The following is a 23,383-nucleotide window of genomic DNA, read 5'->3' as shown; positions in this document are numbered from 1 at the left end:
TATTGTGCCAAAATATAGTGCAAAAAGCAAAGGCGTTTCTAAAGAGGATAGTAAACACCTAAAAAACGCTTCCTTGCGAGGAAGTATGATATCACATTCTGCAATTTTGACAAGCGTAAAATCCGTTAGTACTCCACTTACAAGATGCCCGCGCGCTCGAGTTCGATTTGCATTTCCTGCTGCAAAAGCAATGCTTCCGCTCTAGCACGCTCCGCAAAATCCCTTCCTTTAGAAGCATAGATTATCCCACGCGTGCTGTTTACAAGTAGGCCGCAATTGCTGTTCATCCCATAACGGCAAACCTCTTGAAGCGAACCGCCCTGCGCGCCAACCCCAGGTACCAGCAAAAAGTGGTCAGGAACATGCTTACGAACCGTCAAAAAAGCCTCACCGCGTGTCGCACCCACGACAAACATCGTATTATCTACTGTGCCCCAAGAAGCAACCTTTTGCAAAACAGACTCAAATAGCTGTTCTCCTTGTCCATTTGTTATATTTTGAAAATCTCCGCTTCCTACATTTGATGTTAAGGCTAAAACGATCGCCCATTTATCAGCGGAGGTAAGAAAAGGCGTTACGGAATCATTACCCATATAGGGAGCAATAGTTATCGAGTCGAAACCAAGACCCGAAACTTGTTGATCGAAAAATGCTTGGGCATACATCGCGGAGGTATTGCCGATATCGCCGCGCTTCGCATCCGCTATACTAAAACAGTTTTTCGGTAAGATCTCCCAAGTTTTCTGTAAAGATTGCCAACCTTTAACACCGTAGCATTCGTAAAAAGCAATGTTGGGCTTGTAGGCTACACAAAGATCTTCGGTCGCTTCTACGATCGCCTTGTTAAAGCTAAATATTGGATCTTCATCTTCGAGCAGGTGCTCCGGAATTTTAGTGATATCTGTATCCAAACCGACACAAAGGAAGCTCTTCTTTGTTTTAATCTCGCGAACCAACTCCGCTCTCGTCATTTTACTTGTTTATTAAGGTTGTTATAAAATCAAATACTTCTTTACGGGAGTAATCAGCCATACCCTCATGGTGGGCAGCAACGTTGCCCTCCTTATCTAAAATAACTGTAGTGGGAATGGATTGTCCGAGCCAGTTAGACGGAATTTCACTTTCCGGGTAAAATATCGGGAGATCCATTTTTCCCTGTTTCATAAATTCATGTGCTTTCTCGGCCTCTCCATCAATCTCAACCAGCATAAATACAACGCGATCGTCATCTTGGAATTTATCCTTCAACGCTTGGATGGATGGCATCTCGGCCTTGCACGGTGGACACCAGGTAGCCCAAAAGTTTAGGAAAACAACTTTGCCGGCCAGATCAGAAATTTTAATAATCTTGCCATCGTCATCAGTAAAAGAAACCTGCTGTGTGGTGGTGGTTGAGGTAGCGTCCGTCGGCTTAACGGTATCTTGCGGCGTCTCCAAATCAGGCTTGAATAAGCCTAACTTCATCAAACCTTGCTGAAACCATGACCGGCTTGTTGGGATAATCATAGCGACGATAAGCACGACAAATACTACATTGCCTACAATTTTCCATGTTCTCTTTTTATCCGTCATACCTGTAAATCTTAACTGTCAAATTTTTCCAAAAGTTTTACCAAAGTCGCAAAGTCTTTCGGATAAGGCGCTTCAAAAGCATAATCCTTACCTTCTATAGAAAAACTGACATTTTTTGAATGGAGCGCAAATCGTTTCATAATAGGCAACTCCTCTTGATCTTTCGCCATCGTAAAACCTCGCTTCTTAATCTGCGATAAGAAAACCGGCTTGCCCCGGTACATCCCGTCACCTACAATAGCAGCATGCTGCGTGGCTAAATGGATCCTGATCTGGTGCATTCTGCCTGTGACAGGTTTACATTCCACTAACGTATAATGCTTGAAATACTGAATGGAATTAAAGATTGTCTCAGCCGCCTTACCATTCGCCCGATCGATAGAAACACTTTTATTCCCTTGGTTTAATATTGGCAGATCGACAACAAGCTGTTCAAAAGTATGCGTACCGCCGATAACGGCGTGGTAAACTTTATTTACCCGACGATGCTCAAACGCCATAGAAACGGCGCGGTATGTTTGCGGATTTTTTGCAATAAGTAATATGCCTGATGTCTCTTTGTCCAATCGGTGGCACACTTGAGCATCGGCATGGTACCGCTTTGCTAAGCGAAGTATATTCACCTCACCGCCACCTCTATCGTCCAACGATGCCACAAAAGGGGGTTTGTTGATCACGATCAAGTCATCATCCTCGAAAATAATTAGGTCCTCAAATTTCGGGAATTTAAATAAACGATTTTCGCTTTCTTGCATAACCACAAAAGTACAAATTCTAGGAGAGATAAAAGAGGAAGCCTTTCCAATATGGGATTATTTAGCATATTTCTATTTTAATTATTTAGTTTTGCTGAACTAAAGCGAAGAAAATGTCAGTAAATAAGATTATAAAACGAGTAACCACGAATACGATATTGGGCATGAAACAAACTGGTGAAAAGATCAGCATGTTGACAGCTTATGATTTTTCTACAGCAAAGGCACTGGACGAGGCTGGGATCGACATTTTATTAGTGGGTGATTCTGCGGCCAATGTATTCGCCGGATATGAAACCACCCTTCCTATCACTTTAGATAACATGATCTATCACGCGAGCGCTGTGGCGCGCGGCACGAAACGGGCGTTGGTGTTGGTCGACCTTCCGTTTGGAGAATATCAGGGAACATCGGAAGACGCTTTCAAAGCCGCCGTACGCATGATGAAAGAATCTGGTGCCCACGCCCTAAAGCTCGAAGGTGGCGTAGAAATTCTGGAAAACATAAAAAAAATTATAGATGCTGGCATTCCTGTTTGTGGACATCTAGGGCTCACGCCGCAATCTATTAATAAATTTGGCACCTTTGGCGTGCGTGCGCAGGAAGAGGCTGAAGCAGCAAAATTAAAATCAGACGCATTAGCCCTGCAAGAAATTGGCTGTTTTGCAGTTGTTTTGGAAAAGATTCCAGCTAAATTAGCACAAGAAGTCTCAGCATCTGTCGCCATACCAACAATCGGGATAGGCGCTGGAAACGGCTGTGACGGGCAGGTATTGGTGGTTAATGATATGTTGGGATTTACGAAGGATTTTAAACCAAAGTTTTTGCGACGTTACATGGATATGTATGGCGATATGGTTCAGGCAGCAAGTCAGTATGCGGCTGATGTGAAAGCTGGAACATACCCCAACGAGCAAGAGCAATACTAATAAACTATGCGCATTTTACTGCTTGTTATTCTCGTTGCGATATTGATGTATTACATCTCTCGGCGGTTCTTTATGAAGGGGCCGACGACGAGCATCATGAAGCCTACACAGCAGCACAATCTGCAACTGGTCGATAGCGACACCCAAGTGATTGCGAAAGCAGCAAAAAGCACCCTTGTCACCGTCGGAATAGGCATTATACTATTCTTTGTTATCCTATTGATTGGATTTAAAATCAAGATTTTATGGATAGCACTTCCACTCGCCCTTTACCTCATCGGTCAGCTATTCGTATACAGCAATCATCTGAAGGCAATCCGGAAATATCGGATGTATTACGATCCTGAACAGGCCGATGTGCTGGTATACAATGCCGCTGGCGAAAGCATGCACTTTAATCTATTGCGTGATGTTCAATCGGTATCAGAAGTAAAGTCGGTACAAGCAAATAAGGGAACGCTGTTTGGATATTACAAATTACGCACGTCAAAAGGTGAACTGGTTATTCCGTATTTGGTTGAACAGCATGGAGCGTCCATAAACAGGCAATTCTTTGACGCGCTGAATCAAAACTTTAAGATAGAAGTAGAAACAAAATTATTCCCAATTATTTAAGATATAAAAAAAAGCACTCGAGAGTGCTTTTTTTTATGTTATGTTATGCTTCCGTGTTAATCGCTTTCCACAGCATATCTTTTAGCTGTGTAATGTTTTTGCCGGCAACTGATGAGATAAATATAGCCGGTATGCCTTTCGGCAGCGTTTCCGCCATTTCGGCTTCCAATTCATCATCTAGCATATCTGCTTTTGTAATTGCTAACAAACGTGGTTTGTCTTTAAGTTCAGGATTATAGGCTGTCAATTCACGTAATAAAATCTGATATTCTTCTTCAATGCTTCTATCCGTATCTGCAGGTACCATGAAAAGCAATACAGAGTTACGTTCGATATGGCGTAAAAATCGATAGCCAAGCCCTTTTCCTTGCGAAGCACCTTCAATGATCCCCGGAATATCCGCCATGATAAACGATTTGTTATCGCGGTAGCCTACAATTCCTAGATTCGGTACCAAGGTTGTGAACGGGTAATTTGCAATCTCTGGCTTAGCCGCCGAAACCACCGACAGCAACGTCGATTTACCAGCATTGGGGAAACCTACCAAACCGACATCTGCGAGGACTTTCAGCTCCAGGATAATCCACTGCTCTTGGCCCGGCAATCCCGGTTGAGAAAACCGAGGCGTCTGCTGCGTAGACGATTTAAAGTGCCAGTTTCCTAAACCACCTTTACCGCCCGGCGTTAAGATCTTTGTTTCACCATCTTCCGTGATATCAAAAAGCACCTCACCCGTTTCAGCATCCTTTGCGATCGTTCCAAGCGGCACCTCTAAAATTTCATCTTTACCCGTTGCACCGCTACGCAATGCGGATCCTCCCGGTTCGCCATTTGGCGCAATGATATGCTTACGAAACTTTAAATGCAATAGCGTCCAGTGCTGCGTTGATCCCTTTAGAATGATATGGCCGCCACGACCACCATCTCCGCCATCCGGCCCGCCTTTCGCGGTAAATTTATCGCGATGTAAATGCGCAGAACCAGATCCGCCGTGTCCAGAACGGCAGCATACCTTCACATAATCAACAAAATTTGAGCCTTGGGCCATAGTCCTTTTCTATTTATTTAGTATTTATCGATGATATATGTCAAAGACTGGAAGATTGTATCAATCTCTCCTATACCATCAACTTTAGCAAGCTTGCCTTGCTTTTCGTAATATGGAAGTACATGAATCGTTTTATTGAAGTACTCCTCAATACGTTTTTTCAATTTATCTGCGGCGTCATCTGCACGACCGGAAATTTCCTGACGTTTGGCGATACGCTGTGTAAGTTCTTCTTCATTCACATCCAACGCTACAACACCCGTTATACGCTGACCTATCGATGTCAAGAACGCATCCAATGCTTCGGCCTGAGCCACAGTCCGTGGAAAGCCATCAAAAATAAACCCTTTAGCTTCCGAGTTTTCTTTAATCTCTTTTTCCAGCATGGCAATGGTAATGGAATCCGGCACAAGATTACCTTCCGCAATGATCTGACTTACCTGCTGCCCGAGCTCAGTCTGGTTTTTGATATGAGCACGGAAAATGTCACCCGTTGAAATGTGTACCAGTTGGTATTTCTCGATAAGTTTTTCTGATTGAGTACCCTTACCAGCACCTGGAGGACCGAATAAGACAAGGTTTAGCATAGTTTTTAGTATATTTTGTTCTATGTTCGAAAAAAAAGCCTAATCCAATGAGAATTAGGCTTCGTGTACTATGTGCGCTCAAAGGGAGTCGAACCCCTAACCTCCTGATCCGTAGTCAGGTGCTCTATCCAATTAAGCTATGAGCGCGGCAACCAACACTTTCAGGCGTATAGCCATTTCCGTTTTGGTGATGCAAATATAGGGAAATGGATTTGCTCTGCAAATTTTTTTTCAACTTTGTAGTGTTTGCTGGGGCGCCTATAAGATAAGGACAATGTACTGAGCTTTTTAGATGGATAGGTAAACGAGTATCATTTAAAACTTCAGCAGCATTTCACGGCTACCTAGTTTTAGCGAGTTCTAATCGATTAAATTAACACCACGAGAGTTTGCCCGAAAATTGATGCTGCTAATTAAAAAAAGTGTGAAAGCTAAAAAGAATATGGTCGTAAAAAGAAAAGTGTGCGCTCAAAGGGAGTCGAACCCCTAACCTCCTGATCCGTAGTCAGGTGCTCTATCCAATTAAGCTATGAGCGCATTTACTGAAGGTAATAGGCAACAACGTTGTTGTCGTTTTCAGTGATGCAAATATCGACACTTTTTCTTTTTTTCCAAATTATTTTTCGAAAAAATCCCCGTTTAAGTGATGTGTGGTATGTATATTGTTGATTTAAAACGTAATTCGATTTTTTCTATTAATTTTAATGACATGGCTGAACGCTTAATAAAAAGCAACAAAATTCGTATCGGTGACATAAGCATCTCCTATTATCACAAAAAAGCAAAGACGGAATCAGAAACGACCATCATTTTTCTGCACGGTTTTCCGTTTAACAAAAATATGTGGCGTCCACAATTGGAAAATTTACCAGACCATGTGTCGGCCATTGCTGTAGATATTCGTGGACATGGAAACAGTACTGCCGGGCACGGCTTCTTCTCGATTGATGTGTTCGCCAAAGATTTGCGGGTGTTTATGGAAAAATTAGACATTCAGCAATGCGTTCTCTGCGGCGTATCTATGGGGGGGTATATTGCGCTTCGTGCATATGAACTTTTCCCAGAGAAAATTACGGGCCTCGTGCTTTCCGATACGCACAGTAAAGCGGATAGCAATGCCGCAAAACAAAAGCGCTTTGATAGTATACAGGCCGTGCTTAATCATGGACGCAGGCCCTTTGCCATAGGTTTTGTTGAAAATGTCTTCGCGGCACGCAGTATTGACGAAATGCCCGATGCTACAGAATTGATAAAAAGTAGTATTCGCAGGAATAGCATAAGTACAATTTGTGCAACCTTACTGGCTTTAGCGTCACGCACCGATACTTCAGAAAGTTTATTCCAAATTGAAGTTCCCTGTCTGTTGATTCGAGGTGCAGAAGATAAAATTACGTCTAAACAGGATATGACTGACATGGCGAATGCTATACCGAACAATAGATTTGTGGAAATAGAAAATGCAGGACATCTTCCAAATTTAGAAGATGCAAGGCGATTTACCGATCTATTGACGGAATTTCTTGAGAAGGTTTAATTGAACTATCTTTCTTAGCCTTCAATATTTCGTCTGCTAAATTATAGCCCATCTCGATTAGCTCCATAGCGCGGTGAAAATCCCATATCCCGGCGGAATCATGCGGAATGGTAATCGTAAAGTCTGGCTTGTAATAGGCTAGCGTCAAGGTGCTAAGCCGTCTGCGCATGGCAAAATAAGATTCTTGCAGAAGAGCAACTGGATTAAGTTTAGCGACGAACCCGGTTGCCTTGGTGGGCAAGCCGTCTAGGTTTACAGCAATTACGATATTACCTTTTTTCGTGACATGATTGAGCGGTAAGGGATTGAGCACGCCCCCGTCAACCAAAAAACGGTCGTCATAAGCAACGCCGGTAAATATACCTGGAATAGCAATCGAAGCGCGGATCGCTGTGTAAATACTCCCCGCTGTAAACAGTACTTCTTCTTCGCGATCCAGATCTGTAGCCACCGCGGTGTACTTGAAAGGCAAATCCTCGATATTTACATCCTCAAAGACCGTATGCAGCTTGTCAATAATCCGCTGCCCCTTTAGCAGGCCAAATCTTGGATTCGAGAAATCCAGCAAACGAAACACCTGTGCTTTCGTGAGCGTCTTCATCCAGTCGCCAAGCTCGACAACACGGTTGCTCGCGTACGCGGCGCCCACCAATGCGCCTATTGAACAACCGACTATCTCGTCAATGACATAGCCACGTTCCACCAAATATTGTATAACACCGATCTGTGTAATGCCACGGGCGCCACCGCTGCCAAGCACTAACGAAACTTTTTTCTCCTCGTTTGATCCTTGCATAAGTATAAATATAGAAAATTATTAGGTTTCAGCGTCTGTCATAATTTTGTCGATTTACAAACGATCTATTGCACGAATATTTATTATTGTTACTTTTGCTAACACTGTTAACAAAATGTTTAAACAAGAATGGGGATAAATGAACGTCGGTTACGTCAACAAGATGAAATAAGGCAGCAGATCATAGCGGCTTCCTGGCAGATTATATCAACGGAGGGCTGGCAAGCTTTTTCCATTCGTCGTATTGCAGATGCCATTGAATATAGCGTTCCTGTTATCTATAAACACTTTGAAAACAAAGAAGCTATCCAAGAATATTTCATTAAGGAAGGCTTTGCAAATTTGACTACTGACATGCGAAACGCAAAGGAAAAAGCAGGTAGCCCAGAGGGATGTATTCAGGAAATGGCTTTTGCCTACTGGAGGTTTGCAGCGAGCAACACAGCGTATTACCGCATCATGTTTAGCTTGGGCATCCCGCACTGCGAAACGGTGAATAGTGTCGTGGAAATGAAGCAAATGTCGACCCTGATGTACGAAGCCATTGAGAAGCTTGCGAAAACTTACGAACATCAAGACATCTATTTAAAGCTAAAAACCTTTTGGTCTATGCTGCACGGTTTTATATCCATAGAATTGCTGTCCAACAGTGTTATCCCCGCGGAGCCTACGCCGATGTTCGTGGATGCTATGGACAGCTTTAAGTTTACTTTAATTAACAAAAAATAAGAAAATGAGTCTATTAGAAAATCTATCCTGGCGTTATGCTACAAAAAAAATGAACGGCGAAGCCGTAGCACAAGAAAAAATTGACTATATCATCGAGGCCGCACGGCTAGCGCCCACCTCATCTGGTTTACATCCATTCCGAGTGATCGAAATTTCCGATCCGGAGTTGAAAGCTAAGATTCAGCCCATCGCTTTCAATCAATCGCAGATCGTGGATGCGTCGCACCTGTTAGTATTTGCGGCATACGATGAATACACACTAGAGCGCGTAGACTCGGTTTTTGCGCAGCAAGAGAACGAACGCGGATTGCCTAAAGGCTATGCAGATGACTATAAAAACATGTTGCTAAGTAACTTCCAACAGCAAAGCAAAGAGCAACATTTTGAGCATGCTGCGCGTCAGGCGTACATCGGTTTCGGACTAGCGATAGCGGCTGCAGCAGAACAAAAAGTAGATGCCACACCGATGGAAGGCTTTAATAATGCAGATCTTGATGAGCTCCTTGGTCTCAGTAAACTCGGATTGAAATCGGTAACTATTTTAGCATTAGGTTATCGCGATGTAACCAACGACTGGTTGGTAAATTTGAAAAAAGTGCGGGTTTCGAAGGAAAACTTCGTGCTTCAGCTCAGCTAAATACTAAACACATATTGAAACAAAGCGAAAAGGGCCTACCTGCAATGGTGGCCCTTTTTTATAGGTGATAAATCTTGGATTAACCCAAATCCCGCCCTCATGAAAGCGGAATGGTTATACTTGTTTTTCCGTTGGGATTCGCTGTAAGATTTCTAGCAGAAATCTCCAAAATTTCTGAACGGATGCGATAGAAACGCGCTCTTGCGGAGAATGTGCACCCCGTATTGTCGGACCAAATGAAATCATATCCATACTTGGATAGTGCGCACCTAAAATTCCACATTCCAGCCCAGCATGGCAAGCTACTACGTCTGATGGTTCATGAAAAAGATCTTGGTAGGTAGCCTTTAATACTTCTAATATAGCGGAATTCGGATTTGGCGTCCAACCGGGATAATCCCCAGAAAATGTAACGTTTGCACCGATCAACTCGAAACAACTTTTGATTGCTGTGGCAAGATCCCATTTGGATGACTCAACCGAAGAGCGCGTGAGGCATTTGATCGTAGCTTCACCATCTTTTACCTCTACCCTTGCAATGTTATTAGACGTCTCGACTAAGTCGGCAAAGTCTGCGCTCATCCGATAAACACCATTGGGCGCTGCGTATAGAGCGCGTAACAGATTCTGCTGTATTTCTAGAGGTAAAACCTGCATATCTGAATCTTGCATAGGCTCTAAGCTCATACTTAGTCCCGCATCCACTGTCGCAAATTCTTTTTTTATGCTGCTGATGATCGTTTCGAAATGGGATAAGATAGCCTCTTCCCCTTCGCTTTCAAAAGCTAAGACAGCTGTCGCCTCGCGAGGTATTGCATTTCGGAGACCTCCACCGTCAATGGATGACAACCGTAGTCCCAAAGTCGACATAGCATACAAGATTCTATTTACTATTTTATTAGCATTTCCTAAACCCTTATGGATTTCCATTCCTGAATGGCCGCCCTGAAGGCCTTTCACTAGCAAGCGGTACTGTAATGCATCTTGCGCTGGTTTCTCTTGTGCATAAGAAAAGCGAGCTGTAATATCTACACCACCTGCGCAGCCAATATCAATTTCTGTATCCTCCTCGGTATCCAGATTTAATAGAATATTTCCTTTCAGCAGTCCGCCTTTTAGCCCCTTCGCCCCTGTCATTCCGGTTTCCTCGTCAACAGTAAATAAAGCTTCCAGCGGCGGATGCGCGATATCATGCGCAGTGAGGAGAGCCATAATAGCGGCAACGCCCATCCCATTGTCTGCCCCTAGCGTGGTACCCTCTGCGCGCACCCAGTCTCCGTCTATAAACATACGTATTCCTTCATTCGCGAAATCAAACACGGTATCGTTGTTCTTCTGGTGCACCATATCTAAATGGGATTGCAGCACGACCGTCTGCCGGTATTCCATGCCTTTGGTAGCAGGCTTCCGAATAATTACATTCCCTACGCTATCCTTCACTGTTTCCAGTCCTAGGTTTGCTCCAAAATTCAGCATAAACTGAATAACTTGTTCTTCCTTTTTGGATGCCCGGGGCACTGCGTTTAGTGCTTCGAAATGGTGCCATACGGCTTTCGGCTCTAATTGCTCTAACATAGTATATTTTGTTTTCGTTGTCCCGGCAAAAGTAAGCATTCTGTAACACAAACCACATGTTGTAACTTCTATTAAAACAATTTCGGCTCACAGGCGCTTATATATAAAAAATAGCTATATGTCGGTACAAGTTGAGCGCAAGCCAATCATTTTCAGCCCCGATTCAAAAAGGGTCTTAGCACGTTTCTTCCAACTAAGTGAAGAGCGATCGATAAAAATTATTAAACGCATCACGGGCTTATCGCGCACGAGGCAAAACGAGTTGCTCAATCAAATACTTCGGGGTTTTTCTAAACGTCATCGTAGCGTAGTCTCCATCTTGGAGAAAAATTTCAAGCGCGTGTCCCCACTTTTAAAGAAGATAGCGCTGGATGATCATGAGATAACGTATAAAGAGCGTCTGATCATAGGTGCTTATTTTACGATGGAATATTCCATTGAAGCGGCGGCATTCTTCAATCCTTCCATTATTGAAGACCCTGACCAGTCGCAATTACGTGATGGTGAAAAACGAATCATCCTGAGTTTTAGGGCGACCGGCGAAGGTCATGTGTCGTCTATTGTCTTCCGATCTGGAATTATCGATAAGAATTTGGATATTCAGCTCGACGAAGTGGGAAGATTGTTGGAAAAACCAAAACAAATCAAAAACCATCAATACGAAAAAACAGATTTCATCGCTAGATTATCTGCGTTGCATGCTCCGGAGGAGGAAATGCTAACCATCATCGAGAACAAACTTTCTGAAGTATTCACCTACGAGGAGCTGCGTAAGTACGTAAAAGAGATTAAGGAAGAGCATACGTTAAGTTTAGATAGCGACACGTTGACAAACCAAATGCAGTGGCTCGCGTCTTCGCATTACGAAATGACGTATTCTCTGGACACGGCCATCTCAGAACGTGTTATCTTCCCGATAGCTGAGACGGAGATACGCGGTATTGAGGACGCGCGCTTCGTAAAATTTGAAGATGAAAAAGGAAAGATTACCTATTACGCTACCTACACGGCCTATGATGGTTTTTCTATTCTCCCAAAACTGCTTTCTACAAAGGATTTCATTCACTTCAAAGTGCAGCCTATAAACGGGAAGATCGCCAACAAAGGCGCTGCTTTGTTTCCCAGAAAGATCAATGGCAAATATGCTATGCTTTGCCGTGTTGATGGCGAAAATAACTACATTTCTTTTTCGGACAGCATTACCAATTGGCATGAAGAAATAATTCTGTTGAGCGAACCGGAAGAACCTTGGGAATTTATTCAGTTAGGAAATTGCGGTTCGCCCATCGAGACTGAAAAAGGATGGTTGGTTATCACCCATAGTGTCGGCCCTATGCGCATGTATACCGTTGGCGCTACTTTATTGGATCTGAATGACCCAACGAAAGTAATCGGACGTTTAAAAGATCCAATTCTTTCGCCAAATAGTATCGAGCGTGAAGGTTATGTACCTAATGTCGTGTATTCCTGCGGCCAAATGGTGCACAACGGGAATCTCATCATCCCTTATGCGATGTCTGACTATGCATCGACCTACGCCACTGTTAATTTGGAAGAGCTGCTTAATGCACTTAGCAATTCCGTATAGTTCTTAAAAGCACGATTCATGTGGACGCTTGATAGCCAAAACGTGATCGTGCTTTCTGCTCCTTGATTTCTATTTACGCCAAAGGCTTCCAATCCATCACAACAGCCGCCAGTCTCTGCGTCGTACAAACGCAACTGTAAATCATTTTCACCCTGAAACCATTGAAAGGAATGGTAGATCTGCTGCAGATAGCGCCCGGCTCCAGAAACTTTATACATTTCTTCATACATCAACATCGTTGAATAAACCTCTATAGGCTGTTGTCCAAATGCGGCAATAGCGCCCATTTCTTCATACCAGCCTTCATTACCAATCAGCGATAGATGAGCAGTACGAAACAGTACGCCATCCAGAAATTCTGCCGCATCCATAGCCATGACTTTTACAGCGTCATCGTGCAGCACAGCATTTGCACGCAGTAGTGCTAAAGGCAATATTGCGTTATCATAGGAAACTACTTTTTCAAACCACGGCCAGTTCTCATTACTATTACTTTCGTATTCACTACGCATAAAAGAAACCAGCTGACGGAGTTCGCTCAGCAGTTCCTGGTTTTGAGGTTCGTGTTCAAGGTAGTGGACCAAGCCCAGAACGATATATCCCACGGCGCGCAGCGAGCGAAATGTTTTGAAATGTGGCAATGCACGTACAAACATCTCTTTACCGATTTGTCTATAGCTGGAATTCGTATGCGAGCGAACAAGATATCCGATAGCCCAGATTCCTCTGCCGAATGCATCCTCGGAGCCAATATCTTCCAAGAAGCGATTATCGAAGCTCATGAAGTTTTTAAACAAACCATCAGGCCGTTGGGCATAATAAATATAACTGATGTAGGTGGATATAAGAGCATCTACATCTTGTGCGGGATCGTCCTCTTTTACCATCAACAACAATAAAAGCGCCCGAGCGTTGTCATCCAAACAGTAGCCGTGATGATAATTGGGCGTGGCAAAGGTCGCATGTTGAACAATGCCTACCGGGTTGGTGAGCCGTCTCACGTGCGAAAGATTAAGTGTTGGGTTCGCAGCTTTGTCGGCCAACAGCGAATGACGACGTGCGGCATCAAATTCCTGTGTTACCTGCGCAAAAAGCGCGATGTAGGTTGACGCAATGGCTTTCCAAGACAAGGTATCTTTGCATGCTGAAACTGTATCACGTATCTGGAGTAGGTTTTTCTCGTGCAACAGTAGGTTCAAAAGAATCTTTTCGAGCTGCTTCGCATTTTCCTTTTCAAACAATACACCTCTTCCATCAGCTAGCAACTCTTTTGCATGCCAATAAGGCGTTGAAACCACACAAGCACCTGCTCCAATAGCAAATGACAAGGTACCACTGCTAATCTGTGCTTCGTTGAGATATGGTGTTAAATAGATATCACAGGCGGAGAGATAGGTCGTCAAACGCTTCTCTTCCATAAAAGAATTATCAAATAGCACATGGTTCGTAAGCCCTAATTGTTGGACGAGCTGTTCCAAATACTCCCTGTATTCCTCCCCAGCGTCTCTTAACACATTCGGGTGCGTTTTTCCAGCGATGATATACAGCAGATCAGGAACTTGCTTAACGACTTCCGGGAGAGCGTGCAAAACGGTCTCGATTCCTTTGTTGCGGCTTAAAAAGCCGAACGTTAGCAATAGCTTCCGGTTTGATAGTGCGAGCATGCCCTTCGCTTCGCGCTGTGTGTACGGAAAATCTGGAACGCCGTGTGAAATAACTTCAATTTTGGATAACGCTATGCCGTACACGTCTTGCAACAACTGTACGCCCAATTTGGATGTGACGATAACTTTATCCGCAACCTGCGCGATATCCTGTAAAATATTTTTTTCATCCGTAGACGGATTGTCCAATACAGTATGTAAGTTAACGACCAGTGGTATTTGCAATTTTTTCAGGATCGATAAGATATAGACACCACTATTGCCCCCGTAAATACCATATTCATGCTGTAAGATACAAAGCTCATACCCGCCGCTATTGATAGTCTGAAGTGCCGACAAATAATCTGGGAGCTGCTGTTGCCCGATTTCGTATTTAACCTCTTCGGGATATGCAGTAGTGCCGGGCGTATCGGCGATGGCAAATACATGCTGTTCCAGCTGCTTTCGATTATCGCAAAAGGCTAACGAAGAGAGTAAGTCTGTCGTAAATGTTGCTATCCCACACTGGCGGGGACTGTATGTACTGATATGAGCTATTTTCATGGTAAGTTTCCTACCGTATAGAATGGCATTTGCAGGCATTTTGTTTTAAAAAGATGCTTCTAACTATTTTCCGTATCTTCCAGTCCTAAAAACGCAAAAGATGAAGACATCCAAAGAAAAAATGATTGCCGGGGAAATTTATCAGGCTATGGGCAGGGAATTATTTGACGAGAGACAGTATGCCAAAGAGCAACTGCACATCTTTAACAACCTAGAACCGTCTAAAGTCAAAGGCAGAAATCAGATTATAAAAAAACTGTTTGGGAAAACGACGAACTTATTTTTTATAGAGCCACCTTTTCGCTGTGATTACGGCTATAATATATTTTTGGGCGACAACTTTTACGCGAATTTTAACTTAACGATTTTAGACTGTGCCCCGGTGACGATCGGTGCAAATGTCATGATTGGGCCTAACGTTTCTATCTTTACGGCGGGGCACCCGGTGCACCCTGAACCTCGCGTAGCTGGATGGGAATTTGCTAAGCCGGTGACCATCGAAGACAACGTTTGGATCGGTGGACACACGGTTATCAATCCCGGCGTAACCATCGGAAAAAATACCGTCATAGGATCCGGATCTATCGTCACAAAAGACATTCCTGAAAATGTTATTGCTGTGGGAAATCCGTGTCGGGTTATTCGCAGTATTACGGACAGCGACAAACACTATTACTACAAGAATGAGAAATTCCCAAATTTAGAAGACGAGCAGGAAATATAATACTAGCGTATTTTTCGAGATGGTGATATTTTAGATACACCATCCCGAAAACTATTAATTCGCTTTTAAAAGGCGATTCATTTCATCTATTAACACTGGAAGCCCGGGGTAAACCATATCGTGTCCGTAGCCATCAAATTCCATCAGCTTGACGTCAGGGTGTCCCACCAGTCCGAGCATTCGCTTTAAATATGCATTTTCCTCATAGCGTCCCAGTATTTCTTTCTCCCGATCTCCGGTCAATAAAATAATGGGTGGAGCATCCTTTCTGACCCAAAAAAGTGGGGCATACTCGTCTATCGTTGGTTGCTTCTCCTCAATACCTTTTTCTTTGCGCGCTGTGAAGTGAGTTACTGCTTGCCCACTAAAGGGAATAATCCCTTTTAAGGTGTTAGCATCAATGCCCTCTTCCTGAAGATAACGTTTATTAAGTGCAAGCATGAGCGCCAGATAACCGCCTGCGGAATGTCCCGAAAGAAAGACCTTACGTTTATCACCACGATACTTCTGGGCATTTTTTAGCGTATAAGACACGGCCTTCGCTGCATCCTGAATAATGTCTTCCACCTTCACCTTTGGTGAAAACCGGTATCCAACACCGACCACCACAAATCCTTTGGACTTTAAAAAAGCAGGTATTTCTTTTTGCCCACCTGTTAACCCTCCGCCGTGAAACCACAATACGATAGGCATAGAATCTCCTGATGTAGGATAGTGCACATCCAGTTTACATTGCGTTTTTTGATAATCAGAGGCGGGTTTTTCTACATACTGAATATTCTCCTCTGTCTTGTAGGTACGGTCTTGTGCGTTCGCAGAAAAAAATAAGGTGAGCGCCAGAAATAAAGGTAGTATCGTTCGCATTGTTTTTCATGTTTAGCGTCCAATGTAGCAAAAAGGAAGCAGAAGCCAAAATGCAAAGCGTACAGTTAGTGCGCGCAGAAAACGCTGTCTTTACTTGCTTCGAATCAAATAGATCAGCAACGTGCCTGATAAAATGAAGCTCATTGTGAAGCCAAGCCAGGATAGGATCGGCATTCCCCATAGCAAATAACCTACCCTTCCATGGGCCAAAATGCTCGCACCGACACCAAAGGTCATTGCCAAAATAGAAAGCAAAAACTTATTACCTATCCGATGAAATACCAACTGCATGCGATCGAAATCTTGTATCTTATGATTTAGTGTTAGCTTGTCGGACTTCGCCTTTTCCAACAACATTAAAAGATCTTCAGGCACCTCTGTAAGTATGTTTTTCATAAATTTAACCTTCTCCAACAACTGGCTTTTTATATATTCGGCAGACATTTTTTGTTGGGCGATCTTTTTAGCAAAGGGCTTGATACTCTCGGGTATATTTAGCTCGGCATTTAGCTGTCGGCCTGTGCCCTCCAAAATCGAGACACCGCGGAGCAATAGATAAACAAAATCAGGCAGTAAGATACTGTTGGTTTGCAAAATATTGTTGAGCTTATGCAACATGATGGATATATCGATATCGTCTAGCGCGTTTTCTTCAATCATCTGGAAAATTTCATAGGCGCTTCTTTCCAACTGCCGTTCGTCTTCAATGTCGTGAACAATAGCTAGTTTCTTAATGTTCCGAATGAGATCCTTCGCATCATTCATTAAAAAGTTAATCACCATCGCTTCAATAATGTCCCGATCATGCGGAATCATAAAGCCCATTGACCCAAAGTCGATAAAAACAATCTGTCCTTTGGTATTGACCAGAACATTTCCCGGATGCGGATCGGCATGGAAAAAACCATGCTGTAATACTTGTTCCAAATAAAGATCCAAGCAATTCTGGAGAATATCTTTAGGTAAAAAACCATTTTCTGCAAGGCTATCCAAATCATTGATCTTCATCCCGTCGATATACTCCATGCAGAGAATTTCATCGTTTGAATACGATCGATAAACCTTCGGCACATATAAAGCGCTGTTCCCACGAAAATTTCGTCTAAACCGTTCGATATTATTCAATTCATTTGTAAAGGACAATTCATTTAATAGCGAGTTAGCAAACGACTGCACTATTTCATAGAGATTTATCTTCTGCACGATCTCGTACTTCGTACGCAGCAATTTCACTAAATCTGCTATAAAGTCGAGATCAGCCCGAACAAGGCGGTTGATCCCGCTGCGCTTAATCTTCAGTATGACTTTACTCCCGTCGTGCAGCGTAGCTTGATACACCTGTGCAATTGACGCTGCGGCCATAGGCAGCAGTTCGATATGTGCAAAATGGGCATCGACATCAATATCAAGCGAGTTGCTTAACTTTTCGCGTAGATCCATCTTTTCGGGCGGCACCTCATCCTGTAGTTTCACAAGTTCCTGCCTTAGTTCGTCTGGAATAATGTCTGCACGGTTACTTAGTAGCTGCCCGAGCTTGATAAACGTGGGGCCTAGCTCCTCTATAGCCAATCGAACGCGTTTATTGAAGTCTTCCTCAAAAATCCGCTTGGTGTGGGTATTCCAAAGCAATACGCTATCTGGTATCAGTCGATCGATATTCGATCGTGAAATCACCTCTTCAAAGCCATGCTTGGACAGGATGCGAAGAATTTGTCCGATGCGTTTTAATTTGTGAACACTGTACATATCTTAACGGATGTAGTTATCCAAGCCAATGGCATGCGATACCTTTTCACTCAAACTTGTGATATCTGATTTTAAGCCGAACATAATGGTGAGAAACTGGGCCGAATTACCTTCTATCTTTCTAAAATGTTGCAAGTATCCAACTTCTGCACCGAGAAAAAAACCTGGAAATTTGTAATCTGCGCCCACCCCCATCTTACCGGCAAAAGACATGGAATATTTATTATCCATCTTGAGCACCTGCCCTACCAATTCTCCACGCGGTTCACTAACCACACCGAGCGCCGGCCCCAGATAAACAAAGGTATTAAGACGCTTAAACTGACGACGCCTGCCGGCTGCCATACTAAGCATATAAAAATTAGCACGCCCATTTTCCACCATGTGGTTGTAATCAGGGTCTGGAATTTGCTGGTTATAGCCGTAGGTGAGCAAATAAAGAGTTGGTGTGAGAAAATACCGCGGATCTTTAAGCGAAATATCTAGCCCCATGCTTCCTGAGAAAAGCTTCGTGGTAAATACTTCATTGGATTTGCCTAAGGGAAACGATAGCCCGGTGCCACCAAAATAGTATATTTTATGATAATGGATTGTGTCACGCTCGTTTTGTGCATATCCGTGTTGAACAAACATGCCCAACAACAGCACGATGATTAGCTTTTTCATGAGACCAACAGTATTGTTATCCTCTAACAATAAATCGGTTTAAAAGTTTTCATTCGGAAACGATACCTATAAGAAACTTTTGCTTTGCGGCCCTTGGTTAAAAAGAAGGTCTACGATGCTTAAATCTTGAATAAATCCGTGACGTTCTTCAAACACCTGATAGTAGGCGGGCTGCTCCGGCCAAAACTTATCTCGCTTGGGATGAATAGATGCGCGAAGATCCATGTGATCGCCAAGCGTTTCAAAGCTTTCGGTCGATTGAATATCACGATCCAATTTCAGGCACTTCAGTAGGAGCGTCAATTGGCTTTTATTAAAATCAAAAAGAAACTCATGTTTACGTTCGTAAAATTGATAAAAGTCATCTTCGTAATATTCAAAGTACGGCGAGCTCCGGTATGCAGTTTGCAGGCTTAGCCAGTGCAGGCGCTGCCAATCATGCTCATAGTTTATACGGATGTCTTTCATCGGCACATGCTCTTTCCGCCCGTGCACAATCGGCACGATGAGATCCAATATACCATTAGCGGTAGCAATCTTTGCCCGCGTTCTGTAGCTTTGCTTCGCATAGTGCTCATACCGTTCTAGCAGCAAAACAGGGTTACTGTGCTGTTTTATAGCATGAAAGTAGGACACAGGAGGTAAATAAAATGCAGGCAAAAGCAATTGTGAACTCATCGATTTTAACTATTTTAGGCAAAAGTAAACTTATTTAGGGATATTTGCAGGAAATCCGAGGGGAATTTGACCATAATTCATGAGAAAAAAGAGCATAGCGGGATTACTTTATATTTTATCATTGTTACCATTTTGGCTATTATACACACTGTCCGACTTGCTGTACTATATCCTCTTTTACCTTATCCAATACAGGAAGCGTGTTGTTCTTGAAAATATTAGGAATTCTTTCCCGGAAAAGACAGCTGCAGAACACATGGACATCGCAAAAAAGTTTTACCGCTACTTGCCCGATCTCGTTGTGGAGGCGGTAAAAATGCGAAGCATGACGGAAGCAGACGTAAAAAAACGCATCGAGTTAATTAATCAGGAAGAGGTAGATAGGCATTTCCGGCAAGGTAAAGGCGTAATTGGTGTTACCGCACATTACGGTAATTGGGAACTCGGAATATACAGGCTGTCTGTTATGACGCAATATCCAAGGCTAGTCATCTACAAGCCGCTTAGCAATAGCGATTTCAATGATGTCTATAATGCGTTGCGTTGCAGATTTGGTGCTACGATGGTTCCTATGAAACAGATATTGCGGCATATTGTTCAGCTCCGGCATCAACCCCACATTAGCATGTTTGTCGCCGATCAGACACCGATGTACCAGGATTCCGACTACTACATGAATTTCCTTAATCAGGACACGCTGGTCTATACTGGCACCGAGCGCATCGCGCGGCTAACAAAGAACCCTATTGTGTATTGCCATATAGGGCGCAAAGAAAAGCGAGGATATTATTATTGTAAGTTTACTACATTGATTGAAAATCCCGACGATTACGAACCACATGAAATCACACTAAAGCATAATCTCTTTACAGAGGAAATGATACGAAAGCAGCCAGAATACTGGCTATGGTCGCACAGACGTTGGAAAAGAAAACGCAGAACATGAAGCATTACCCACGTGTAGCCGTCGTTATCCTTAACTGGAACGGGCGATTTTTTTTAGAGAAATTTTTACCTTCTGTATACAACAGCACCTATCCCAACGTAGAATTCGTATTGGGCGATAATGCATCTACTGATGATTCTGTGGCGTTTGTAGAAGAATATTACCCGACAATTCGGGTTATCAGAAATAATGAAAATCTAGGCTTTGCGGGTGGATACAATGCGGTATTGTCTCATGTAGAGGCAGATTATTTTGTTTTGCTAAATTCGGATGTGGAAGTTACACCATCTTGGATCGAGCCGGTCATTGCTTACTTAGAATCGCAAGATCAGATGGTAGCGGCACAGCCTAAAATCAGAGCCTACCATGCGAAAGGCGATTTCGAACACGCGGGTGCCGCGGGTGGCTTTATCGACAAATATGGTTATCCTTTTTGTCGAGGTCGCTTTTTTCATATCGTCGAGCAGGATCAACAGCAATATGACGACAACAGCGAAATATTCTGGGCATCTGGCGCTGCGCTCTTCATTCGTGCTTCTGCCTGGAGGGCGGCGGCAGGTTTTGATGCCGACTTCTTCGCACATATGGAGGAGATCGATCTTTGTTGGCGATTAAAGCGCATGGGCTATCGTATTGGCTATGTATCAGCATCCACGGTATACCATGTAGGCGGCGGCACATTAAGCACAAGCAACCCGAAAAAAACATACCTTAATTTCAGAAACAACCTGGTTATGCTGCAGAAGAACCTTCCTTTTTTTACAGCTTGCTGGGTTATCTTCGCGCGGATGTGGCTAGACCTGCTCGCTCTAATTAAGTTTCTTGCAGACCGTAAGCCGAGGGATGCCTGGGCTGTCAGCCGTGCCCATCAGCATTTTCTATTGTATTTTTTCCGTAACGCGAGCAAACGGCAACGACATATGGCGCCAGAAAACGAAAAGGGTCAATATACAAAAAGCATAATTTGGGCATTTTATGTGAATAAAATACAAAAATTCACTGCGTTAAAAGTCGATAATTTTAAATAACATCCTTAATACGGAACGTGCCGTTTCGATTATTATCTTGAGCGATTAAAGCTAATTTGGCTTTGTTCGAAAAACGGCTCTTTTAATTTATTTACGCCCTATTTTTACTAAATTTGCTACCTATGTCAATGGATGTACAGCAGAGAATTGCACAACTTACACAAGAGCTCAACAGCTATAATTACCAGTATTATGTATTGGCTAATTCTGTTATTTCTGATTACGATTTTGACCAGAAATTGAAGGAACTGGAGGCTTTAGAAAAGGAATATCCGCAATATCGAGATCCGAATTCACCCTCGCAGAAAGTTGGCGGAGATATCACACAGAAATTTAATACTGTTCGTCACCGCTGGCCGATGATGTCCTTGGGAAATACGTATAGTGAGTCGGAACTGCGTGAGTTCGACGAACGTGTGCGAAAAGCCGTTGGCGATCAAGTCCAGTACGTTTGTGAATTAAAATTTGATGGCCTTTCTATCTCCTTGACATACGAAAATGGTGAACTGGCACAAGCTGTTACCCGAGGCGATGGAACGCAGGGTGACGAAGTGACCAATAATGTGAAGACGATTCGCAGTGTGCCCCATCATTTAAAAAAATCAAATTATCCCGATGTTTTTGAAATCCGTGGAGAAATTTTCATGCATCGTGCAGCCTTCGAAAGGCTAAATAAGCAGCGTGAAGATCTTGGTTTGCAAACCTATGCAAATCCAAGAAATTTTGCTTCAGGAACCATAAAACTGCAGGATCCGAAGGAAGTGGCCAAGAGACCATTGGATTGCTTCCTATATTTTCTATATGCAGACAATAGAAACAAATTATTTGATAGTCATTGGGACAGTATACAAGCGGTGAAAAACTGGGGTTTCCAAATTTGCGAACATACTAAGCTGTGCAATTCCATTGACGAAATTCTAGCATTTATCAACTATTGGGATGAAGCTAGACATACCTTATCGTACGATATCGACGGCATCGTCATCAAAGTGAATGATTATGCGCAGCAGGAAGAATTAGGTTTTACCGCAAAATCGCCACGCTGGGCCATTTCTTATAAATACAAAGCTGAGCGTGTGGAAACCACGCTAAAGAGCGTCACCTATCAGGTGGGCCGAACGGGCGCTGTTACACCCGTCGCTAATCTTGAACCCGTATTGCTGGCGGGTACGACCGTAAAACGAGCGTCCTTGCATAATGCGAACGAAATAGCTCGCTTGGATCTGCACGAAGGCGACACGGTGTACGTGGAAAAGGGTGGCGAAATTATTCCCAAGGTTATTGGCGTCAATAACGAAAAAAGAGCAACAGGCACCGCACCGGTAGTCTATCCGAGTGTTTGCCCGGAATGTGGAGAAACACTGGTAAGACAAGAAGGCGAAGCTGTGCATTATTGCCCTAACGAAGAAGGATGCAGACCGCAGATTGTAGGCAAATTACAGCATTTCATCGGGCGAAAGATGATGGACATTCAGGGAATGGGCGATGAAACGATGGAAACATTCTTTAAATTAAACTTACTTCGAAAGATTGCAGACATCTATTCCTTGAAAGATCACCAAAGCGAACTCAAAGGTTTAGCTCGTTTCGGCGAAAAGTCGATCGATAATATGCTTACCGGCATCGAGCAGTCAAAAGAAAAGCCGTTCGAAAAGGTACTCTTTGCATTGGGTATTCGACACGTCGGAGAAACGATCGCAAAGAAGTTGGCTACACATTTCAAGAATATCGATAATATGATTGCTGCTACTGCTGAAGAAATGGCCGCAGTGCAAGATATAGGGTTACGAATTGCAGAAAGTGTATATACATATCTGCATGACGCACAACATTTGATAGAGATCGGACGATTAAAAGAAGCAGGACTAAACTTTGCTATCACGGAAAAAGACACGGTGCTGGCAAGTACGAGCCTTAGCGGGAAGACGTTCTTGATATCGGGTGTGTTTGCTGATTTTTCTCGCGAAGAATTGGCTGCTCTGATTGAGTCTCACGGTGGAAAAATGTTATCAAGCATTTCCGCAAAGCTAAACTATCTTGTCGCTGGTGATAAAATGGGACCGTCCAAACTTGCCAAGGCAGAAAAGTTGAACGTTCCTATCGTTTCCGATCAGGACATTTTAAAGATGATTACTCCATAATAAAATTTAGACAATATA

22 protein-coding genes and 2 tRNA genes are annotated in these 23,383 nt (G+C 43.2%); 10 read left to right on the top strand and 14 right to left on the bottom strand.

The window, feature by feature from the left end:
• Window positions 1–137: 137 nt before the first annotated feature.
• From pyrF to DI53_RS14870, 3 genes are read right to left on the bottom strand one after another with little or no spacing between them, the layout of a single operon-like run.
• Window positions 138–971 (bottom strand): orotidine-5'-phosphate decarboxylase, encoded by an 834-nt coding sequence (gene pyrF, locus DI53_RS14880; protein ID WP_037501310.1) that lies wholly within the window; start codon window positions 969–971, stop codon window positions 138–140.
• Window position 972: 1 nt separating this feature from the next.
• Window positions 973–1,572 carry a TlpA family protein disulfide reductase gene (locus DI53_RS14875; RefSeq protein ID WP_037501307.1) on the bottom strand — a complete coding sequence of 200 codons (600 nt, stop codon included), beginning with the start codon at window positions 1,570–1,572 and terminating at the stop codon, window positions 973–975.
• A gap of 11 nt (window positions 1,573–1,583) precedes the next feature.
• Window positions 1,584–2,327: an RluA family pseudouridine synthase gene (locus DI53_RS14870; RefSeq protein WP_037501304.1), complete on the bottom strand. Its 744-nt coding sequence runs from the start codon at window positions 2,325–2,327 to the stop codon at window positions 1,584–1,586.
• A 113-nt stretch (window positions 2,328–2,440) separates the two neighbouring features.
• Here DI53_RS14870 and panB point away from each other — a divergent pair, with 113 nt between their 5' ends.
• Window positions 2,441–3,256, top strand: a complete 816-nt coding sequence (gene panB / locus DI53_RS14865; protein ID WP_037501301.1) for a 3-methyl-2-oxobutanoate hydroxymethyltransferase — start codon at window positions 2,441–2,443, stop codon at window positions 3,254–3,256.
• Between the two features lie 6 nt (window positions 3,257–3,262).
• Window positions 3,263–3,871 carry a hypothetical protein gene (locus tag DI53_RS14860; protein ID WP_131555305.1) on the top strand — a complete coding sequence of 203 codons (609 nt, stop codon included), beginning with the start codon at window positions 3,263–3,265 and terminating at the stop codon, window positions 3,869–3,871.
• Window positions 3,872–3,914: 43 nt separating this feature from the next.
• Here DI53_RS14860 and obgE read toward each other — a convergent pair whose 3' ends face one another.
• The 4 genes from obgE to DI53_RS14840 form a co-directional block, all read right to left on the bottom strand.
• Window positions 3,915–4,919, bottom strand: coding sequence for a GTPase ObgE (obgE, locus tag DI53_RS14855; RefSeq protein WP_037501295.1), 1,005 nt, complete (start codon window positions 4,917–4,919; stop codon window positions 3,915–3,917).
• Between the two features lie 17 nt (window positions 4,920–4,936).
• On the bottom strand, window positions 4,937–5,506 hold the full coding sequence (locus tag DI53_RS14850; protein ID WP_037501292.1) for an adenylate kinase: 570 nt from the start codon (window positions 5,504–5,506) through the stop codon (window positions 4,937–4,939).
• A 73-nt stretch (window positions 5,507–5,579) separates the two neighbouring features.
• Window positions 5,580–5,653, bottom strand: a tRNA-Arg gene (locus tag DI53_RS14845).
• 316 nt (window positions 5,654–5,969) lie between these two features.
• Window positions 5,970–6,043, bottom strand: a tRNA-Arg gene (locus tag DI53_RS14840).
• 172 nt (window positions 6,044–6,215) lie between these two features.
• Here DI53_RS14840 and DI53_RS14835 point away from each other — a divergent pair.
• On the top strand, window positions 6,216–7,040 hold the full coding sequence (locus tag DI53_RS14835) for an alpha/beta fold hydrolase (protein ID WP_037501477.1): 825 nt from the start codon (window positions 6,216–6,218) through the stop codon (window positions 7,038–7,040).
• Here DI53_RS14835 and DI53_RS14830 read toward each other — a convergent pair.
• Entirely contained in the window at window positions 7,003–7,836 is an 834-nt protein-coding gene (locus tag DI53_RS14830) for a patatin-like phospholipase family protein (RefSeq protein WP_071790506.1), read from the bottom strand. The genes DI53_RS14835 and DI53_RS14830 overlap by 38 nt on opposite strands.
• Window positions 7,837–7,965: 129 nt before the next feature.
• On the opposite strand from DI53_RS14830, the gene DI53_RS14825 reads away from it, so the two are divergent.
• Together DI53_RS14825 and DI53_RS14820 are read left to right on the top strand one after the other, a co-directional pair.
• A complete protein-coding gene (locus DI53_RS14825) occupies window positions 7,966–8,565 on the top strand; it encodes a TetR/AcrR family transcriptional regulator (protein WP_037501288.1) in 600 nt (199 codons plus the stop codon).
• A gap of 4 nt (window positions 8,566–8,569) precedes the next feature.
• The gene (locus tag DI53_RS14820) at window positions 8,570–9,202 is read left to right on the top strand and encodes a nitroreductase family protein (protein ID WP_037501285.1); all 633 of its coding nucleotides are present in this window, start codon (window positions 8,570–8,572) and stop codon (window positions 9,200–9,202) included.
• Between the two features lie 114 nt (window positions 9,203–9,316).
• On the opposite strand, the gene DI53_RS14815 is transcribed toward DI53_RS14820, so the two are convergent.
• The gene (locus tag DI53_RS14815; protein WP_037501471.1) at window positions 9,317–10,777 is read right to left on the bottom strand and encodes an aminoacyl-histidine dipeptidase; all 1,461 of its coding nucleotides are present in this window, start codon (window positions 10,775–10,777) and stop codon (window positions 9,317–9,319) included.
• Between the two features lie 118 nt (window positions 10,778–10,895).
• Between DI53_RS14815 and DI53_RS14810 the strand changes: the two genes are divergently transcribed.
• On the top strand, window positions 10,896–12,365 hold the full coding sequence (locus DI53_RS14810) for a glycoside hydrolase family 130 protein (RefSeq protein ID WP_037501282.1): 1,470 nt from the start codon (window positions 10,896–10,898) through the stop codon (window positions 12,363–12,365).
• Here DI53_RS14810 and DI53_RS14805 read toward each other — a convergent pair.
• On the bottom strand, window positions 12,311–14,572 hold the full coding sequence (locus DI53_RS14805) for a glycosyltransferase family 4 protein (protein ID WP_037501468.1): 2,262 nt from the start codon (window positions 14,570–14,572) through the stop codon (window positions 12,311–12,313). The two genes, DI53_RS14810 and DI53_RS14805, sit on opposite strands and share 55 nt — an antisense overlap.
• Window positions 14,573–14,672: 100 nt before the next feature.
• On the opposite strand from DI53_RS14805, the gene DI53_RS14800 reads away from it, so the two are divergent.
• Window positions 14,673–15,296: a sugar O-acetyltransferase gene (locus DI53_RS14800; protein ID WP_037501279.1), complete on the top strand. Its 624-nt coding sequence runs from the start codon at window positions 14,673–14,675 to the stop codon at window positions 15,294–15,296.
• A gap of 54 nt (window positions 15,297–15,350) precedes the next feature.
• Here DI53_RS14800 and DI53_RS14795 read toward each other — a convergent pair whose 3' ends face one another.
• The 4 genes from DI53_RS14795 to DI53_RS14780 form a co-directional block, all read right to left on the bottom strand.
• Window positions 15,351–16,160, bottom strand: a complete 810-nt coding sequence (locus DI53_RS14795) for an alpha/beta hydrolase (RefSeq protein WP_037501276.1) — start codon at window positions 16,158–16,160, stop codon at window positions 15,351–15,353.
• A gap of 90 nt (window positions 16,161–16,250) precedes the next feature.
• The gene (locus tag DI53_RS14790) at window positions 16,251–17,906 is read right to left on the bottom strand and encodes an ABC1 kinase family protein (RefSeq protein WP_037501273.1); all 1,656 of its coding nucleotides are present in this window, start codon (window positions 17,904–17,906) and stop codon (window positions 16,251–16,253) included.
• A 3-nt stretch (window positions 17,907–17,909) separates the two neighbouring features.
• Complete coding sequence (locus tag DI53_RS14785; RefSeq protein WP_037501270.1) at window positions 17,910–18,572, bottom strand: hypothetical protein; 663 nt, start codon at window positions 18,570–18,572, stop codon at window positions 17,910–17,912.
• 66 nt (window positions 18,573–18,638) lie between these two features.
• Window positions 18,639–19,250 carry a WbqC family protein gene (locus DI53_RS14780; protein WP_037501268.1) on the bottom strand — a complete coding sequence of 204 codons (612 nt, stop codon included), beginning with the start codon at window positions 19,248–19,250 and terminating at the stop codon, window positions 18,639–18,641.
• Window positions 19,251–19,329: 79 nt separating this feature from the next.
• Between DI53_RS14780 and DI53_RS14775 the strand changes: the two genes are divergently transcribed.
• The 3 genes from DI53_RS14775 (at window position 19,330) to ligA (ending at window position 23,365) form a co-directional block, all read left to right on the top strand.
• Window positions 19,330–20,196, top strand: coding sequence for a lysophospholipid acyltransferase family protein (locus DI53_RS14775; protein WP_037501266.1), 867 nt, complete (start codon window positions 19,330–19,332; stop codon window positions 20,194–20,196).
• Window positions 20,193–21,224: a glycosyltransferase family 2 protein gene (locus DI53_RS14770; RefSeq protein WP_037501264.1), complete on the top strand. Its 1,032-nt coding sequence runs from the start codon at window positions 20,193–20,195 to the stop codon at window positions 21,222–21,224. The genes DI53_RS14775 and DI53_RS14770 overlap by 4 nt, the downstream gene beginning before the upstream one ends.
• A gap of 122 nt (window positions 21,225–21,346) precedes the next feature.
• Window positions 21,347–23,365 carry an NAD-dependent DNA ligase LigA gene (gene ligA, locus DI53_RS14765; protein ID WP_037501263.1) on the top strand — a complete coding sequence of 673 codons (2,019 nt, stop codon included), beginning with the start codon at window positions 21,347–21,349 and terminating at the stop codon, window positions 23,363–23,365.
• Window positions 23,366–23,383 lie beyond the last annotated feature (18 nt).

Source organism: Sphingobacterium deserti (genome assembly GCF_000757725.1).
In the GTDB taxonomy this organism is placed as follows: Bacteria; Bacteroidota; Bacteroidia; order Sphingobacteriales; family Sphingobacteriaceae; genus Sphingobacterium; species Sphingobacterium deserti.
Note: the sequence above shows the minus strand (reverse complement) of the source record. Positions and strands in the feature narration are given on the sequence as shown.

What these genes read in the sequence shown, in the direction of transcription:
- pyrF (WP_037501310.1), bottom strand. Translation starts at nt 971, where the DNA reads ATGACGAGAGCGGAGTTGGTTCGCGAGATTAAAACAAAGAAGAGCTTC.
- DI53_RS14875 (WP_037501307.1), bottom strand. Translation starts at nt 1,572, where the DNA reads ATGACGGATAAAAAGAGAACATGGAAAATTGTAGGCAATGTAGTATTT.
- DI53_RS14870 (WP_037501304.1), bottom strand. Translation starts at nt 2,327, where the DNA reads ATGCAAGAAAGCGAAAATCGTTTATTTAAATTCCCGAAATTTGAGGAC.
- panB (WP_037501301.1), top strand. Translation starts at nt 2,441, where the DNA reads ATGTCAGTAAATAAGATTATAAAACGAGTAACCACGAATACGATATTG.
- DI53_RS14860 (WP_131555305.1), top strand. Translation starts at nt 3,263, where the DNA reads ATGCGCATTTTACTGCTTGTTATTCTCGTTGCGATATTGATGTATTAC.
- obgE (WP_037501295.1), bottom strand. Translation starts at nt 4,919, where the DNA reads ATGGCCCAAGGCTCAAATTTTGTTGATTATGTGAAGGTATGCTGCCGT.
- DI53_RS14850 (WP_037501292.1), bottom strand. Translation starts at nt 5,506, where the DNA reads ATGCTAAACCTTGTCTTATTCGGTCCTCCAGGTGCTGGTAAGGGTACT.
- DI53_RS14835 (WP_037501477.1), top strand. Translation starts at nt 6,216, where the DNA reads ATGGCTGAACGCTTAATAAAAAGCAACAAAATTCGTATCGGTGACATA.
- DI53_RS14830 (WP_071790506.1), bottom strand. Translation starts at nt 7,836, where the DNA reads ATGCAAGGATCAAACGAGGAGAAAAAAGTTTCGTTAGTGCTTGGCAGC.
- DI53_RS14825 (WP_037501288.1), top strand. Translation starts at nt 7,966, where the DNA reads ATGGGGATAAATGAACGTCGGTTACGTCAACAAGATGAAATAAGGCAG.
- DI53_RS14820 (WP_037501285.1), top strand. Translation starts at nt 8,570, where the DNA reads ATGAGTCTATTAGAAAATCTATCCTGGCGTTATGCTACAAAAAAAATG.
- DI53_RS14815 (WP_037501471.1), bottom strand. Translation starts at nt 10,777, where the DNA reads ATGTTAGAGCAATTAGAGCCGAAAGCCGTATGGCACCATTTCGAAGCA.
- DI53_RS14810 (WP_037501282.1), top strand. Translation starts at nt 10,896, where the DNA reads ATGTCGGTACAAGTTGAGCGCAAGCCAATCATTTTCAGCCCCGATTCA.
- DI53_RS14805 (WP_037501468.1), bottom strand. Translation starts at nt 14,572, where the DNA reads ATGAAAATAGCTCATATCAGTACATACAGTCCCCGCCAGTGTGGGATA.
- DI53_RS14800 (WP_037501279.1), top strand. Translation starts at nt 14,673, where the DNA reads ATGAAGACATCCAAAGAAAAAATGATTGCCGGGGAAATTTATCAGGCT.
- DI53_RS14795 (WP_037501276.1), bottom strand. Translation starts at nt 16,160, where the DNA reads ATGCGAACGATACTACCTTTATTTCTGGCGCTCACCTTATTTTTTTCT.
- DI53_RS14790 (WP_037501273.1), bottom strand. Translation starts at nt 17,906, where the DNA reads ATGTACAGTGTTCACAAATTAAAACGCATCGGACAAATTCTTCGCATC.
- DI53_RS14785 (WP_037501270.1), bottom strand. Translation starts at nt 18,572, where the DNA reads ATGAAAAAGCTAATCATCGTGCTGTTGTTGGGCATGTTTGTTCAACAC.
- DI53_RS14780 (WP_037501268.1), bottom strand. Translation starts at nt 19,250, where the DNA reads ATGAGTTCACAATTGCTTTTGCCTGCATTTTATTTACCTCCTGTGTCC.
- DI53_RS14775 (WP_037501266.1), top strand. Translation starts at nt 19,330, where the DNA reads ATGAGAAAAAAGAGCATAGCGGGATTACTTTATATTTTATCATTGTTA.
- DI53_RS14770 (WP_037501264.1), top strand. Translation starts at nt 20,193, where the DNA reads ATGAAGCATTACCCACGTGTAGCCGTCGTTATCCTTAACTGGAACGGG.
- ligA (WP_037501263.1), top strand. Translation starts at nt 21,347, where the DNA reads ATGTCAATGGATGTACAGCAGAGAATTGCACAACTTACACAAGAGCTC.